The organism is Bradyrhizobium sp. AZCC 1588, assembly GCF_036924735.1.
Lineage (GTDB): Bacteria > Pseudomonadota > Alphaproteobacteria > Rhizobiales > Xanthobacteraceae > Bradyrhizobium.
The window spans coordinates 6328019-6342740 of the sequence record NZ_JAZHSC010000001.1; the positions used below are offsets into that span (position 1 = coordinate 6328019).

The 14722-nt window shown below is 62.5% G+C and carries 13 protein-coding genes; 6 read left to right on the plus strand and 7 right to left on the minus strand.

Features of this window, described 5'->3' with window-relative positions; genetic code table 11:
• The first annotated feature begins 39 nt into the window (after positions 1-39).
• Positions 40-1008 (plus strand): SDR family oxidoreductase, encoded by a 969-nt coding sequence (locus V1277_RS29445; protein WP_334419292.1) that lies wholly within the window; start codon positions 40-42, stop codon positions 1006-1008.
• A gap of 74 nt (positions 1009-1082) precedes the next feature.
• On the opposite strand, the gene V1277_RS29450 is transcribed toward V1277_RS29445, so the two are convergent.
• Positions 1083-1553: a GcrA family cell cycle regulator gene (locus V1277_RS29450; protein ID WP_334375009.1), complete on the minus strand. Its 471-nt coding sequence runs from the start codon at positions 1551-1553 to the stop codon at positions 1083-1085.
• A 43-nt stretch (positions 1554-1596) separates the two neighbouring features.
• Positions 1597-1797 carry a hypothetical protein gene (locus tag V1277_RS29455; protein WP_057845825.1) on the minus strand — a complete coding sequence of 67 codons (201 nt, stop codon included), beginning with the start codon at positions 1795-1797 and terminating at the stop codon, positions 1597-1599.
• A gap of 261 nt (positions 1798-2058) precedes the next feature.
• Between V1277_RS29455 and V1277_RS29460 the strand changes: the two genes are divergently transcribed.
• On the plus strand, positions 2059-2436 hold the full coding sequence (locus V1277_RS29460) for a GrlR family regulatory protein (RefSeq protein ID WP_334375010.1): 378 nt from the start codon (positions 2059-2061) through the stop codon (positions 2434-2436).
• 19 nt (positions 2437-2455) lie between these two features.
• Here the strand turns inward: V1277_RS29460 and V1277_RS29465 are convergent, their stop codons facing one another.
• A complete protein-coding gene (locus V1277_RS29465) occupies positions 2456-3397 on the minus strand; it encodes an acetamidase/formamidase family protein (RefSeq protein ID WP_334419293.1) in 942 nt (313 codons plus the stop codon).
• Positions 3398-3463: 66 nt separating this feature from the next.
• Here V1277_RS29465 and V1277_RS29470 point away from each other — a divergent pair, with 66 nt between their 5' ends.
• The 3 genes from V1277_RS29470 to V1277_RS29480 all read left to right on the plus strand — a co-directional run bounded on the left by V1277_RS29470 (position 3464) and on the right by V1277_RS29480 (position 6495).
• Positions 3464-4264 carry a YdcF family protein gene (locus tag V1277_RS29470; RefSeq protein ID WP_334419294.1) on the plus strand — a complete coding sequence of 267 codons (801 nt, stop codon included), beginning with the start codon at positions 3464-3466 and terminating at the stop codon, positions 4262-4264.
• A 72-nt stretch (positions 4265-4336) separates the two neighbouring features.
• The gene (locus V1277_RS29475) at positions 4337-5122 is read left to right on the plus strand and encodes a DUF169 domain-containing protein (RefSeq protein WP_334419295.1); all 786 of its coding nucleotides are present in this window, start codon (positions 4337-4339) and stop codon (positions 5120-5122) included.
• Between the two features lie 197 nt (positions 5123-5319).
• The gene (locus V1277_RS29480; protein ID WP_334419296.1) at positions 5320-6495 is read left to right on the plus strand and encodes a saccharopine dehydrogenase family protein; all 1176 of its coding nucleotides are present in this window, start codon (positions 5320-5322) and stop codon (positions 6493-6495) included.
• Between the two features lie 56 nt (positions 6496-6551).
• On the opposite strand, the gene V1277_RS29485 is transcribed toward V1277_RS29480, so the two are convergent.
• The 3 genes from V1277_RS29485 to V1277_RS29495 all read right to left on the minus strand — a co-directional run bounded on the left by V1277_RS29485 (position 6552) and on the right by V1277_RS29495 (position 10808).
• On the minus strand, positions 6552-7847 hold the full coding sequence (locus V1277_RS29485; protein ID WP_334419297.1) for an O-antigen ligase family protein: 1296 nt from the start codon (positions 7845-7847) through the stop codon (positions 6552-6554).
• Between the two features lie 173 nt (positions 7848-8020).
• On the minus strand, positions 8021-9559 hold the full coding sequence (locus V1277_RS29490) for an undecaprenyl-phosphate glucose phosphotransferase (protein WP_334419298.1): 1539 nt from the start codon (positions 9557-9559) through the stop codon (positions 8021-8023).
• A 115-nt stretch (positions 9560-9674) separates the two neighbouring features.
• Positions 9675-10808, minus strand: coding sequence for a glycosyltransferase family 4 protein (locus V1277_RS29495; protein ID WP_334419299.1), 1134 nt, complete (start codon positions 10806-10808; stop codon positions 9675-9677).
• Between the two features lie 283 nt (positions 10809-11091).
• Here V1277_RS29495 and V1277_RS29500 point away from each other — a divergent pair, with 283 nt between their 5' ends.
• Positions 11092-13374, plus strand: a complete 2283-nt coding sequence (locus tag V1277_RS29500; protein ID WP_334419300.1) for a GumC family protein — start codon at positions 11092-11094, stop codon at positions 13372-13374.
• Between the two features lie 108 nt (positions 13375-13482).
• Here the strand turns inward: V1277_RS29500 and V1277_RS29505 are convergent, their stop codons facing one another.
• The gene (locus V1277_RS29505) at positions 13483-14673 is read right to left on the minus strand and encodes a GNAT family N-acetyltransferase (RefSeq protein WP_334419301.1); all 1191 of its coding nucleotides are present in this window, start codon (positions 14671-14673) and stop codon (positions 13483-13485) included.
• Positions 14674-14722 lie beyond the last annotated feature (49 nt).

Here is a 14722-nt window from a genome sequence, read left to right on the forward strand (position 1 = left end):
GAGCCCAACTCAAAAATTGAAACCGAGGTAAGCGTCGCGATGAAGGATTTTGCCGGAAAGTTTGCCGTCATCACCGGGGGCGGCACGGGCATGGGCCGCGAGCTCGCGCGTCAGCTCGTGGCCGAAGGCTGCAATGTCGCGATGTGCGACGTCTCGCCGGAAGCGATGGCCGAGACCAAGCGGTTGTGCGAGGCGGAAAACCTGCCGCAAGGCCTGCGCGTCACCACCCATGTCGCCGACGTCTCGATCGAGGCACATTTCCAGCGCTTCCGTGACGAGCTGATCGAACAGCAGGCAACCGACAAGGTCCATCTGCTGTTCAACAATGCCGGCATCGGTGGCGGCGGCAGCCTGTTCACCAACACGCGCGAGCAGTGGGAGCGCACCTTCAACATCTGCTGGGGCGGCGTCTATCTCGGCGTCCGCACTTTTCTGCCGCTTATGATCAAGGCCGACGAAGCCCACATCATCAACACATCGAGTGTCAACGGGTTCTGGGCATCCGTGGGCCCGGGCGCCCCGCACACGGCCTACAGCGCCGCCAAGTTCGCAGTGAAAGGCTTCACCGAAGCGTTGATGACGGACCTGCGGCTCAACGCCCCGCACATCAAATGCTCTGTCGTAATGCCCGGGCATATCGGCACTTCAATCGTTTCGAATTCGCGCAAGATTCAGAGCGGATCGGAATCCGAAGAACTGAGCCCGAACGAAATTCTGGCGACGCGGCAGCGCCTGAACGGCATGGGCGTCGATACCGCGCCAATGTCGGACGACGACATCCAGAAGATCGCGCTCGATCGCGCCCGCACTTTCCGTGACGAGGCGCCGACGACGGCGGCGGCCGCGGCAAAGATCATCCTCGACGGCGTCAAGGCCGAGCGCTGGCGGATTCTCGTCGGCGATGACGCCCACAAGCTCGACGAGCGGGTGCGGCAAGCGCCGGAAATGGCCTATACGCCGGAGTTCTACAAGAGCCTTACGGAAGAGGTCGGCTGGCGGCTCGGGTAGCGGACGATCGGTTCTGATGGAATCAGAACCGATGCTCTACATTCTGGACGCGTCTTGACGGCAATTGGCGCCGCTCACGCGCGCGAGACGCGCTGACGCGAACCCGGGCGGTAGGCGAGGCGGGTGTGGCCCGAGCAATAGGGCATGCCTTCGACCGGCGTATTGCCGCAAAAGCAGAAGTCCTCTGCGCCGGGCGTGCTGATCGGCCAGCGGCATCTTTCGTTGCTGAGTTCGTATAGCGAGCAGCGGCGTTCGCTTACGATAGGCTCTTCCTGTAGCGGCTGCGCGTTTTCGTAGACGGCTTGCAGGACTTGATACTGCAGCCTGGGAACGGACTTCCGCGAACGCTCCCTGGCAACTTTGGTCGGACGCGGTTCGGCGGGGGCGGGGCCGCGCGTCAATTGCAGGCGCGAGAGTTTGCCGATTACGGCGTTACGGCTGACGCCGATGCTGGCCGCTATCTCGCGACAGGTGAGGCCGGCCTCAAAATGACTCTTCAGGAGTTCGACGCGATCGGTGGTCCAGGTCGGTACATTCGTAAGCATTTTCTCGGTTCCACATTCTGTGAAAACCGCCGCGTTGCTCCCGTCAGGACGTCTTGCCGTTGTCGCGGATTGCAAGCAGCCCATCCTTGATGGCGAGCCGAATGCCTTCCTCGATCAGAGTCCTTGCAACGCCGGGAACACTAGTGCCGTGGGTGCCCTGTCTCACCAATCTTTCCATATAAGCGATGGTCGAGAGCGCCAAGGTCACGGGAACGCGGTCGGTTTCGGCTTTTTCTGTAGCCATGGGGAACGCTAACTTTTAAACGCTGTACTGAAAAGTTACTATTTCGACTCTATTTAGTTTTGCACACATGAGTCAAACGACTTGTGGATAGCTCGCTATCCAATTGAAAAAACATATTAAATACCGAATCCGGGTTTGTGGATTAGCTAAAGCGCCCGTGACGCGCAGCGCGCGGCAGCCTTAACGGCGGTTAGAGGTGCCGAGAAACGATCCAGCCGTGCGGGCCATTTTCCCCATTGCTTCGCGCTGCAGGGAATGCCGATGATGTCCTGGGACGGCGGCAAGGGCGCAATGACGGTAACGAACGGTCTCTACACCATCCAGATCGAGATGACGGACGGCGGCCATGGCCGCGCGCACGGCGTGATTGTGCTGCGCGACGGCAAGGTCGCCGGCGGTGACTCGTATTTCTATTACACGGGTTCATACACCGCGGATCGCGGCAAATGGCGCGGTGAACTGATCACCAACGAGCACACGAAATCAGCAGGCAGCCTGCCGCTGTTCGGGGGGCGCGAAGTCACTTGCGGCTTCAGCGGGTCGTACGCCGCCGATGGCGCGCAAGTGCAGGGGACCGCGTTGGTCGGAAAGACCAGCGTATTGTTTCACGCGCGGCTGAAGCTGCTGTCTCCTTTTTGAGGAGCCGCAGCTCGTCCGATCAGCCGTGCACGACCGCCTTCGCGATCATGCAGTGAATGCCCTTGGAGCCGTTCACGGTTTGCGTCACGCGCAGATCGGCGGCGAGGCTGCAGAGGGTATACGCATCCTCGCGCGACAGATTGCGCTTCTCGCCGAGCAGCACGATCATGTCGCGCAGCGCCCGCACCACGCATTGATCGAGATCGGGATCCATCGCCATCGTCATGTAATGCGTGGTCGTTTCCGCGCGGGGATAAGCGAGCCGCAGGTCCTTGCGCAGCGTCAGACGGAAGCGGCCCTGCAGCGCGGTCTCGATCGCGGTGACGCAGACTTCGCCATCGCCCTGCACGCCGTGGCCATCGCCGCAGGAGAACAGCGCGCCCGGCACGAACACCGGCAGATACAGCTTGGCGCCGGCGCCCAGCTCCTTGTTGTCGAGATTGCCGCCCATCGCGCGCGGGATCAGCGAGGTGATGCGGCCCCAGGCGGGCGGCGGCGCCACGCCCATCACGCCGAAGAACGGCTTAAGCGGCAGATCGAGCCCCCACGGCATCCGTCCCACCATCCGCTCGCGGTCGAGCGGAATGTTCAGGATCCGCGTTTCGTGAAAATCGTCGGGTAGCGTCCCCGCCAGCGGACGGATCAGATTGTAGCCCCAATCCTGCCGGAGCTGGACGTCGAGAATGTCGACCTCCAGCGCGTCGCCGGGCTCGGCCCCTTCCACGGCGACCGGGCCGGTGAGAATATGGCCCGGCAGCATCCGCTCGCTTCGCGCGTGAATGTCGGCAAGCTCGGGAGGTACGTGAAACTTGCTGCGATCAGGCAACACGTCCGGGCCGCCAGTCACGGTATCGATGGTGACTTCGTCGCCGCTGCCAATGGTGAGGACCGGCTTCAATTTGGCTTCGAAGAAGCCCCAGTGGCAGGTTTCGGGGCTGGAATGCAGGTGATGATGGGGCATGCGGAGGCTTTTGGTTGCTGCAATGGCGTCGTATGACGCTGTACCAGACATTATCAGAGGCTTCCCTTGTTTTTTGTCCTCTCCAAGACGCTCGGCTTTCTGCTGTTGCCGACGAATCTGCTGATCGGCGTAGGCTTCGTCGGCGCCATTCTGATGTTCACCCGCTTTGCATCGCTCGGCCGCAAGCTGGTGATCGCGGCCGTGTTGCTGCTCGTCATTTGCGGACTGTCGCCGCTCGGGAACCTGCTGCTCTATCCGCTGGAGCAGCGCTTTCCGCCATGGGACGGGACGCGCGGCACGCCTGATGGCATCATCGTGCTCGGCGCATCGATCGAAGCCGATCTTTCCGTCGCGCACGGCACGCCGGTGGTGCGCAGCTCGCCCGACCGCCTGATCGCGGCTGCCGCGCTGGCACACCGTTACCCGAAGGCGCGCATTATTTTCTCCGGCGGCAGCGCGAGACTGATTTCGAACGACGCCAGGGAAGCCGATTTCGCTGGCACCATCTTCGAAAGCCTCGGCATCGACAAGTCGCGGCTGATCATGGAACGGGGTTCCCGCAACACGCAGGAGAACGCGGAATTCTCCAAGGCGCTGCTTGAGCCCAAGGAAGGCGAGCGTTGGCTGTTGGTGACCTCGGCCTTCCATATGCCGCGATCGATCGGCCTGTTCCGGAAGGCGGGATTTGCCGTCGAACCTTATCCCGTCGACTGGCGGGTCGGCGGACGTGACGATGTATTTGACTTCACCAATATCGCGATCGATGGACTGGGACGGACCGACGTGGCAGTGCGCGAATGGATAGGCCTGATCGCTTACCGCGCCACCGGCAAAATCGACGAGTTGTTGCCGGGTCCGGCAAAGTAGCAGCGGGCAGCCAGCCGGGCTACAATCGAACGACAGGCGCCGGCTAAGCGCGCCGATTTGGGAGCTGACGCCATGCAACAGCAGACGCCGCCGGAAGCGTTCGATTTGGCCGGCATGGTGGCCGACCTGAACAGCCTGCTACGGCTGAAGACGACCGTGATCGGCATCAAGATGTTTGCCAGCGTCGAGGAGATGACGGCAATTCCAAAAATCCGGCGTCCCTCGGCGGTGCATACCACCGATCAGATCGTCAGCATGGCCTCACGGCTCGGCTGGACCGTCGGTATCACCGGCGACGATCTGGTCGGCGCGCAATGCCGTGCGGTGATCGGGCTTGCGCCGCAGGACGAGAAGTGGCTCACGGGGGAAAACTACGTCGGCGTCTGGCATGGCACCGCCGAAGATGCACGCAAGCGTCAGGAAGCGCTCGACGTTGTGCCCTTCGGCCAGTACCAGGCGATGGCGGTGAGCCCGCTCACCAGCGGCCGGCTCAATCCGCCGGATATTTGTCTGGTCTACGCCACGCCCGGCCAGATGATCATTCTGATCAACGGCCTGCAATATACCGGGTACAAGAAATTCGAATGGGGCGTGGTCGGCGAGACCGCCTGCGCGGATTCCTGGGGCAGGGCGCTGAAGACCGGCGAGCCCTCTCTGTCGCTGCCGTGCTTTGCGGAACGGCGTTATGGCGGCGTGCCCGACGAAGAGATGCTGATCGCGCTCAAGCCGGAGCATCTTGCCAAGGCCATCGTAGGCATGAAGCAGCTCGCGAAGAACGGCCTGCGCTATCCGATCGCGCCCTATGGCATTCAGGCCGACGTTCGCGCCGGGATGGGCGTGTCCTATCCGAAGAAATAGCCCAGCCGTCATTGCGAGGAGCCAACGGGTCCGGCTCCGCCGGCCCGATGATAAACTCCGCGACGACCGCGTCCGCCGTAGCTCAAGGAGCGAAGGCGGAAGCAATCTAGCCTTCCATCGTGGCCCGATTTCTGGATTGCTTCGCTTCGCTCGCAGTGACAAAAGGGGCCAATTCGTTTCTGTAGGAAATCCCAGCTATGTCTTCGTCGAAATTCGACATCGTCGTCTACGGCGCCACCGGCTTCACCGGCCAACTCGTCGCCGAATATCTCGCGACGCATTACAAGGGCGACGCCAATCTGAAATGGGCGATGGCCGGCCGCAGCAAGGACAAGCTCGCCGCGGTACGTGACGCGATCGGCGCGCCCAAGGACACGCCGTTGATCGTGGCCGATTCAAGTGATGTGGCATCACTGAAGGCGATGGTGGAGCAGACGAAGTCGGTGATTGCAGGTGTTGGCCCATATCAGCTGTACGGAAGCGATCTAGTCGCCATCTGCGCTGCAACTGGCACCGATTATCTCGACTATTGCGGCGAGCCGATCTGGATGCGGCAAATGATCGACGCGCACGAGGCGGAGGCGAAAGCGAGCGGGGCGCGGATCATGTTTTCATGTGGCTTCGACTCGCTACCGTTTGAACTTGGCGCGTTCTTCGTCCAGACGGAGGCCAAGCGCGTGTTAGGCGTGCCCGCCTCTCGCGTCAAAGGTCGGGTGCGCGATATGCGCGGCACGCTCTCTGGCGGTACTGCCGCAAGCGCCAAGGCGACGTTCGATGCTGTCGCCAAGGATCTCAGCCTGATCTCCATCCTGAACGATCCCTTTGCGCTCACACCGGGATTTAGCGGCGTGCGACAGCCGCGCAGTAACAAGCCGATTTACGAAGAAGATCTTCAATCCTGGGCCGCGCCTTTCATGATGGCCTTGATCAACACGCGCAACGTTCATCGCTCTAACATGCTTATGGGATTCCCGTACGGCCGCGAGTTCGTCTACGACGAGATGGTATTGACCGGTCCCGGTGATCAGGGAGAAGCGAACGCGAAGCTTGTGATGGCTGCGAACAACGAAAAGACCGGCCCCAATGCACGCAAGCCGGGCGAGGGGCCGTCGAAGGAAGAGCGCGAAAATGGCCTTTACGATTTGCTCTATGTGGCGACCGCTCCTGACGGAGGCCAAGTCCGTGCATCCGTGAAAGGCGACTGCGATCCTTACGGTTCGACCTCGAAGATGATTTCCGAATGCGCGATCTGTCTGCTGCGCGATGCGCCCGATGTGCCGGCCGGCTTCTGGACGCCGGGTGCAGCGATGCAGCACAAGCTGATCAAGCGATTGGTTGATCACGCGGGGCTGACGTTTACGGTGGAGAAGTAGCAGCGGATCGTAGGGTGGGCAAAGCAAAGCGTGCCCACCATTAAGAGCGAGCAAGATCATGGTGGGCACGGCGCTTGCGCGCCTTTGCCCACCCTACGCTCTCGGGCCTGCGCTGGATCGGCACCTGCCTTCCAGCGTTCGGTGGCGACGAACATGCCCCACATCGTTCCCAGCATCATCCAGAAGTGCCGCCAATGGTCGGTATCGATGATGAAGCTCTCGCCGACCGTGCCGAGGAAGGCTGCGAAGATTGCCAGATAGGCCGGCTGCCAGGGTACGCGGACGAAGACATACCGGAAGCCCGTCAGAACCGTGACGAAGACCAGCGCCGGATAGCAGACGCCGGACAGCCAACCGCCCGACATGAACGCGTTCAGGTACGAATTGTGGGTGTCTTCCGGGAAGTAGCGGGTGAACTGTAGCGGGCCGATGCCGAATGGCAGGCCCAACGCCATTTCTGCGCCGAGGATGTGCCGGCCGAACCGGCCGAAGCGGCCTTCGTCGTAGCTCTGGTCCAGGCTGGCGCGCTCCTTGAATAGCTGCGAAATCGAATCGAACGACAGCAGCACCGCGACCAGGGCGGCCGCCAGCACCACCGTAACGAGCGCCATCACGATGATGCGCGAGCGCTGCGACTGCGAGCGGCTGGTCAGCACCATCAATGCCAGCACGAAGCCCGAGGTGATGATAAGCATGCCCCACGCAGCGCGTGAGAACGCCAGGAGAATCGCCAACGATATAATGCCAAACACGATCGCGCTGCGGAACGCCTTGCCGAATTTGTCCGTGACCACGCTTTGCAGCACGAGCAGCGCCGGCAGCACCAGAAACGCGCCAAACACGTTCGGGTCCTTGAAGGTGCCGCGGGCGCGGTCATAGAGCGTCAGCAGGTCTCGACCACCGGGAACGAGATTGAAGTAACCCGCGATGCCGGCGAGCGCCGCAATCATCGCGCCGACGATGAGACCGCGCCGGAGCATGTCGAGCCGTGCCGCGGTATCCTCGGAGATCACCATCGCGAAGAAGATGACCGTGATCGCCATATACCAGGAGGTCGCAATCCAACTCGGCACGTTGGGCCGATCCATTACGGCGACCGCACTGATGCTGTAGCCGAGGTTGAGCAGGAATAAAAGCAACAGCAGCGGCATGAACACCAGCCGCATCCGCGCTCCCGTTGCGAAGAAGATCACCGAGGCGGCAAGCGTCGCCAGCTCATAGGGGCTCGGCTCGATGAACACAATGGCGATGGACGCACCCACCAGCCAAACCAACGCGCGCTGCAGCGCGAGCACGCCGGGCGCGGCCGTCATCGATGGGAGCGAATCCCCGGCTGTCGCCGCATACGCCATCACACACTCACGCAACTCAACAGAACAATCGAACCGCTGCTTCCGTCATTGCGAGCAAAGCGACTTGTCCGCCGTAGCTCAACGAGCGAAGGCGGAAGCAATCCATGGCGCCCAGCGACGATAGATGGATTGCTTCGTCGCTATCGATCCTCGCAATGATGGTTAGCGATCCTTCAATACGCGTTCTCGCTCTTGGTCATCAGTGCGATCGGCGTCTTGAGCAGGATGTAGAGATCGAACAGCACCGACCAGTTCTCGATGTAATACAGGTCGAACTCGACGCGCTTCTGGATCTTCTCGTCGGTGTCGACTTCGCCGCGCCAGCCGTTGATCTGCGCCCAGCCGGTGATGCCGGGCTTGACGCGGTGGCGCGCGAAATAGCCGTCAACGGCTTCGTCGAACAGGCGGCTTTGCAACTTGCCTTGCACGGCGTGCGGGCGCGGCCCTACCAGCGAAAGATTGCTCTTGAACACGACGTTAAAGAGCTGCGGCAGTTCGTCGAGGCTGGTTTTGCGGATGAAGCGCCCGACGCGGGTGACGCGCGGGTCATTCTTGGTCACGACCTTGGAGGCGGTCGGATCGGCCTGATGGTGGTACATCGAACGGAACTTGAGAACGTCGATGCGCTCATTGTTGAAGCCGAAACGCTTCTGGCGGAACAGTATCGGCCCCGGGCTATCGAGCTTCACCGCCAGCGCGACCAGACCCATCACCGGCAGCGCCAGCACCAGGATCACGAAGCCGACGAGGTGGTCGAACAGCCACTTCATCACCAGGTCCCAGTCGGTGATCGGCGCCTCGAACACGTCGAGGGTAGGCACCTCGCCGAGATAGGAGTAGGAGCGGGGACGGAAGCGCAGCTTGTTGGTATGGGCCGAAAGGCGGATATCGACCGGAAGCACCCACAGCTTCTTCAACATATCGAGAATGCGCGTCTCGGCCGAAATCGGCAGTGCGAACAGCACGAGGTCGATGCGGGTGCGGCGCGCAAACTCGACGATGTCGTCGACCTTGCCGAGCTTGGGGCTGCCGGCGCAGGTATCCATCGCGCGGTCGTCGTTGCGGTCGTCGAACACGCCGAGCACATGGATGTCGGAATCGTCTTGCGTCTTGAGCGCCTGCACGAGCTCTTCGCCGTTCTGGTCCGCGCCCACGATGATGGTGCGTCGATCGAGCCGGCCCTGACGGGCCCAGCGGCGCACCAGCGAGCGCAGAAACACGCGCTCCGTGACCAGCGCCGCGAGGCCGCTCACAAAAAACGCCGTGAGCCACAGCCGCGAAATTTCACTGCCGAGCTTCACGATGAAGGATGCACCGATGAACAGCAGGAACACGAATGCCCAGGATGAAATCATCCGCGTCATCTGGCGAAGATGGCCGCGGAATAACTGCACCTGATAGATATCGGCGGCCTGGAAGCAGATCACGGCCGTTGCCGCCACGCCGAAGATCGCCGCGAGAAATTCCCAGGAAAAGCCTCTGAGAGGCACGACGTAACCAAAATAGAGCGCAGTGCCGATCGCGCTCAGCATCGCGAAATCGATCACGCGAACCACCCCTGCGATCACGATCGGCGAATAGGCGCGGCCAACTTTCTGATTGGTGACGGCGAGCGCTGCCGGAGACAACCTGCGGCGCCGTTCGATCGGCGGACGATTGGCGCTGGCGGTCGCCGCGGCATCGAGCATCGAGCGTGCGTTAATCGGTTCCACTGGTCCACGTCCGTTCTTGAGCAGGCACACAGCAACGTGCCCGCCGGTGCGGAATTCCCCACACCACGGGCTTACGGGACAAATCGGAAGAAACAGTTACGTTGGTAATTTTCGGTTAACGATTGGCAAACGCCTCGCGGTAGCCGGCAACAACGCCCTCGACCATTGCCTTCTGCGAAAAATGCTGGAAGATTCGTTCGCGCAACGATCTGGCCCGATCCTTCGTTGCGGCCGGATCCTTCATCGCAGCTTCGATAGCATCGGCCATGGCGGCTGCGTTGCTGGGCGCGAACAAGGCATCGCCATGCGGGCCGAAAATCTCGGGGATGCCGCCGACATTGGCGGCGACCATAGGAATGCCGGCGGCCGCCGCCTCGATCACGACATAGGGCATCGAGTCTCCGCGAGAGGGAACCACCAGCAGCGAGCCCTTGGAGAAGCCGTAACGCGCCTTGACGTGGCCGATGAAGCGCACGGCCTCACCGAGGTCGAGCCGCTCGACCTGGGCTTTGAGGCCTTCGCTTTCCTCGCCGTCGCCTGCGAGCGTCAGCGTCACCGGACGGCCGTCGGCGCGTAGCAGCGCTACCGCATCGATCAGAAGGTCGGCACCCTTGATGTGCCGGAACTCGCCGACATAGATTAGGTCGGTGGCGTCCTCCGCCTTGACGACGGGATCGAATTCACTGGCGGTGACGCCGTTGAACACGCATCGCACCAGTCCCTTCGGCGTGCCGATGGTACGCTGGTAGGTGTTGCGAGCAAACGCGCTTTCGAACAGGAACAGGTCGGTATCGTTCATCAGCGCGCGTTCGACACGGGCGTAGATGTTGCCCTTCAGCGTCGACAGCGGATAGTGCAGCGAGCCGCCGTGCGGGGTGTAGACCCTGATCCTGTCGCGGGAAGCGGTCCTTATACGCATAAAGGCGCCGGCCTTGGCGCCGTGACCGTGCAGCACGTCCGGCTTCAATTGGCGGATCATGCGCTGGAACCGGGCCCACACCAGAAGATCGGACGGCAGCGGTTCGCGGCGAATGGCGGTGCGGTGAACACCGAGCTTGAGGCGCGGGGCGATTTCCGCCAGCGCCTGCTCGGCGCGTTCGCCGCCGGTGAGGCTGTCGGCGATGATGCCGACGTGATGGCCGCGGTCGATCTGGCCGTTGGCGAGATCGAGGATATGGCGGAAGATGCCGCCGACCGGCGCGCGCGTTGCGTGCAGAATCCGAAGTGGCTGACCGTCAACGACAGGCATCGAGACCGCCTTCAGATGCGACCGGAACCTGCGCGGTCCGGGCCAGGCAGCCCGCAAGCGTCAGCGCGGCAATCAGAACTGGAATAGGGGCGAGCACGCCGCGCATTACAGGTATCCTGGAAAGTATTCCGCGATTAAGGGCTTCGATGGTTAACAAAAAATGACTGCGCGCGCGAGGCGTCGCTCGGGCGCGCAGACGAGGCAAATTAACCCACCGGCAACCATAATGAAGTGTAATCGCCCCCGTCGAGTGGACCGATAGTTGCGTCCACGGGAGTGTGGGATGCGTTTGGCGTTCTGGCGTGCAGGCAAGGACAAGCCGGTGGTGCAGCGGGCGATGGCAAGGCCTGTGGCTTCGGCGCCGAAGCCCGTTGCCGCATCTGATTCCGGCGATCTCGATCTGCATGCGCTTGGTCAGGCGCTGATGCGCAGGCGGAGTTGGATCATCGTTCCGACAGTGCTGGCGCTGGTGCTTTCGCTGGCCGCGGTCAACATGATCACGCCGCGCTACAAGTCGGAAGCGCGCATCCTCGTCGACGGGCGCGAGAACGTTTTCCTGCGGCCGAACGGCGAGCGCAACGAGGAGCGCAGTGCGCTCGACGCCGAGGCCGTCACCAGCCAGGTGCAATTGGTGCAATCGCGCGATCTGGCCCGCGAGATCATCAATAAGAACAAGCTTGCCGAGCGTCCCGAGTTCGATCCGGTGCTGCAGGGGATCTCGCCGCTGAAGTCGCTGCTGGCCCTGGTCGGCATCGGGCGCGATCCGTTTTCGTTGACGCCGGAAGAGCGCGTGCTGGAGGCCTATTATGAGCGCTTCACGGCCTATGCGGTCGACAAATCCCGCGTCATCGTCGTCGAATTCCAGTCGCGTGATCCCGAGCTTGCCGCGCGCGTCGCCAACTCGATCGCGGAAGGTTATCTGGTGGTGCAGCAGGACGCGCGGCAGCAGCAAGCGAAGTCTGCAAGCCAGTGGCTCTCGGGTGAAATAGAGCACTTGCGCAAGCGCGTGGCCGAGGCAGAATCGCGGGTCGAGGATTTCCGCTCCAAGTCGAGCCTGTTCGTGGGCACCAACAACACCACGCTGTCCAACCAGCAGATGGGCGAGATCAACACGCAGTTGAACAACGCCCGCGCGCTGAAGTCGGACGCGGAATCCAAGGCGCGGCTGATCAAGGAGATGCTTCAGAGCGGCAAGCCGATCGAGGCTTCCGAGGTGCTCAATTCCGAACTGGTGCGCCGGCTATCCGAGCAGCGCGTGACGCTGCGCGCGCAGCTCGCCGAACAATCCTCGACGCTGCTCGGCGGTCATCCCCGCATCAAGGAATTGAAGGCCCAGCTTGCCGACCTCGATCGGCAGTTGCGCGAGGAGGCGGGTAAGGTGTCCCGCTCGCTGGAGAACGACGCCCGCATCGCCGGGGGCCGGGTCGAAGGCCTGACGGCGAGCCTCGATCAGTTGAAAAAACAGGCTTCTTCGACCAACGGCCAGGACGTGCAGCTCCGCGCACTCGAGCGCGAGGCCAAGGCCCAGCGGGACCTCTTGGAATCCTATCTCGCCAAATACCGCGAGGCGAACACCCGCGAGAATATCGAGGCCGCGCCGGCCGATGGTCGTATCATCTCCCGCGCCACCGTTTCCAACACCCCGGCCTATCCGAAGAAGCTGCCGATCGTCTTGATCGCGACGCTGGCGACTCTGCTGCTCACTTCGGGCGCGATCGCGACCGGTGAATTGTTGCGCATGACCGCGCCGCGGACGCCTGGCGCTGCTTCGCCGGACGTTATGCGTGAAATTGCGCCCGAAATCGCACCCGAAATCGTCCTGGCTTCTGCGCCGGAACCGGTGCGTGCGCCGGCGATCGCGCCCGAGCTTCCTGTGGCGAGCCTCGCTGAAGCGGATCACGTTTCAGAGCCAACGTTGATTGAGCCGCATGCCGACGCCCCTCCCATGGGTACTATGGCAGGGGACAGCGAGATCGAGCAACTGGCTGACGAGCTGGTTGGCGCAGGCGCTGCAGCGCGCAAGGTGACCGTGCTCGGCACGGCATCCAGCGAGAGCATCACGCTGACCGCACTTACGCTGGCGCGGCTGATGGCGCAGCAGGCAAAGATCGTGGTCGTCGATCTCGTGGCGTCCTCGCCGAGGATGACGGCGGCGTCGGTCGATCCGGTGGCGCCGGGGCTTGCCGAACTGATGCAGGGCGAAGCCTCGTTTGCGCAGATCATCACCAAGGATCGGCTGTCGCGCGTTCATCTCGTCAGCGCGGGACGCCCCGGCTTCGACCGTGCGCAGCTTCAATCACCGCGGCTGACGCTTGCGATCGACGCGTTGCTGCGGGTCTACGATCATGTGCTGCTGGATGCCGGCACCGCGTCCGATCTGCCGGCCGAACTCCTGACGTCGCAGGCGCGCGCGGTCGTGGTGCCCGAAGCGTCGATGGCGCAGGACGCGCGCGCGCTGATGTGCGATCAGCTCAAGGCGGTCGGCTTCTTTGAGGTGACGATGCTGAGCAAACCGTGCGAGTCGTCGGACGCAGTGGAGCCGGGACCACGCGTGGTCGCGGCTTGAACGAATTCGTAGGGTGGGCAAAGCGAAGCGTGCCCACCATTCAAGAGCACGCCGTGAAATGGTGGGCACGGTGCAAATGCGCCTTTGCCCACCCTACGATGATAACATCTAGCTAAACGCGCTGCGCAGCTTTTGCGCCATCTCCAGCAGCGCCGGATTGTGCTTCACCAGCCGCTTGGTGCGGTTAAGGCCCGACATGACGCTGGCGGCAAGCTTGCCGCGCTGGCTGAGTGGGATAAAGCTGTCGAAGATTGGCTCGTCGCTCTTGCAGAACAGCCGCTTGTAATCGTCCGATCCGATTCCGAGGTCGAGCGCGCGGTAACCCTGTGCGGCATAGTGGTCGATGATGTCGCGCATCAGGATTAAGCCGGGGCTGTACTTCGAATTCGCCGACATCGTGTAGGTGTTGAACATCATCGAGAACCGATGCCCGTCGGCGACGCCGGCAAAGATCGCGATCACTTCCTCGTCGCATTCCAGCGCGTGGATGTCGATGGCGTGCCTGCCGCCGGCGAGCGGCGCGGTGCAGGCGCTGCGGACGAATTCCTCGATACCGGGATCGGCGAACACATTCGGCAGCTTCTGTTCGGCCATCCGCAGCGGCTTGACGCGGAAAAACCAGTCGAGCAGCCGGGTGATGTCGGCCTCTGACGACCCAATATAACTGCGATAGCCGGGCAGGGACTGCAGCTTGCGTTCCTTGCCCTTGAGACGGCGCCGGAACGAGTTGCTGATCAGCGCGACGGGTGCCGCGCCAGGCTCCATCGCCAATAGCGGGCAATCATTGGCCGACGGTTGATGCGGCAGCAAGGCGAACGGATTGGGTAGATCGCGCCAGCGGATCGGTTGCTGATGCAGCGCGAGGACGTCGGCTTCGGACCGCTGCGACATCGCCGAGATCAGGCCTTCGAGATCGGCTTGCGTTGCGCTTGCAGCGAAGTCGCGGTCGAACAGCGCCATATTGAAGGTGGAATGCTTGCCGCCCATGAAACTGGCGCAGCGCGCGCCATAAGCGTGCCTGAGCGCGAGCGGAAGCAGCGCCAGCGGACGGCGTTCCGCATCGTAGGCAATCACGATGAAGGGAGCGAGGCCTTCGCGCGCGCCGACCTGCCGCTGCCAGGGGCTGAGGAAGTCGAAGCGCTGATACGGCGTGAAGAAGGCTTGCGCGCCTTCCAGATTGCGCCAGACAGCTTCGACTGCGGCGAGGTCGTGGACGATGTCGATGCCGGCGATGCGGCTCGCCTTCGACCACCCATCTGCATCCGCCGTTCGGCCTTCGATCGCGGCAGCCATGGTCATCGCAGAGCCCGTGTTATATGAATTTGTTTACAATTTCGGCTTTGGCCGA

Excerpts from the sequence above, each read along its gene's own strand:
- V1277_RS29445 (WP_334419292.1), top strand. The coding sequence starts at position 40 with ATGAAGGATTTTGCCGGAAAGTTTGCCGTCATCACCGGGGGCGGCACG.
- V1277_RS29450 (WP_334375009.1), bottom strand. The coding sequence starts at position 1,553 with ATGCTTACGAATGTACCGACCTGGACCACCGATCGCGTCGAACTCCTG.
- V1277_RS29455 (WP_057845825.1), bottom strand. The coding sequence starts at position 1,797 with ATGGCTACAGAAAAAGCCGAAACCGACCGCGTTCCCGTGACCTTGGCG.
- V1277_RS29460 (WP_334375010.1), top strand. The coding sequence starts at position 2,059 with ATGATGTCCTGGGACGGCGGCAAGGGCGCAATGACGGTAACGAACGGT.
- V1277_RS29465 (WP_334419293.1), bottom strand. The coding sequence starts at position 3,397 with ATGCCCCATCATCACCTGCATTCCAGCCCCGAAACCTGCCACTGGGGC.
- V1277_RS29475 (WP_334419295.1), top strand. The coding sequence starts at position 4,337 with ATGCAACAGCAGACGCCGCCGGAAGCGTTCGATTTGGCCGGCATGGTG.
- V1277_RS29480 (WP_334419296.1), top strand. The coding sequence starts at position 5,320 with ATGTCTTCGTCGAAATTCGACATCGTCGTCTACGGCGCCACCGGCTTC.
- V1277_RS29485 (WP_334419297.1), bottom strand. The coding sequence starts at position 7,847 with ATGGCGTATGCGGCGACAGCCGGGGATTCGCTCCCATCGATGACGGCC.
- V1277_RS29495 (WP_334419299.1), bottom strand. The coding sequence starts at position 10,808 with ATGCCTGTCGTTGACGGTCAGCCACTTCGGATTCTGCACGCAACGCGC.
- V1277_RS29500 (WP_334419300.1), top strand. The coding sequence starts at position 11,092 with ATGCGTTTGGCGTTCTGGCGTGCAGGCAAGGACAAGCCGGTGGTGCAG.
- V1277_RS29505 (WP_334419301.1), bottom strand. The coding sequence starts at position 14,673 with ATGACCATGGCTGCCGCGATCGAAGGCCGAACGGCGGATGCAGATGGG.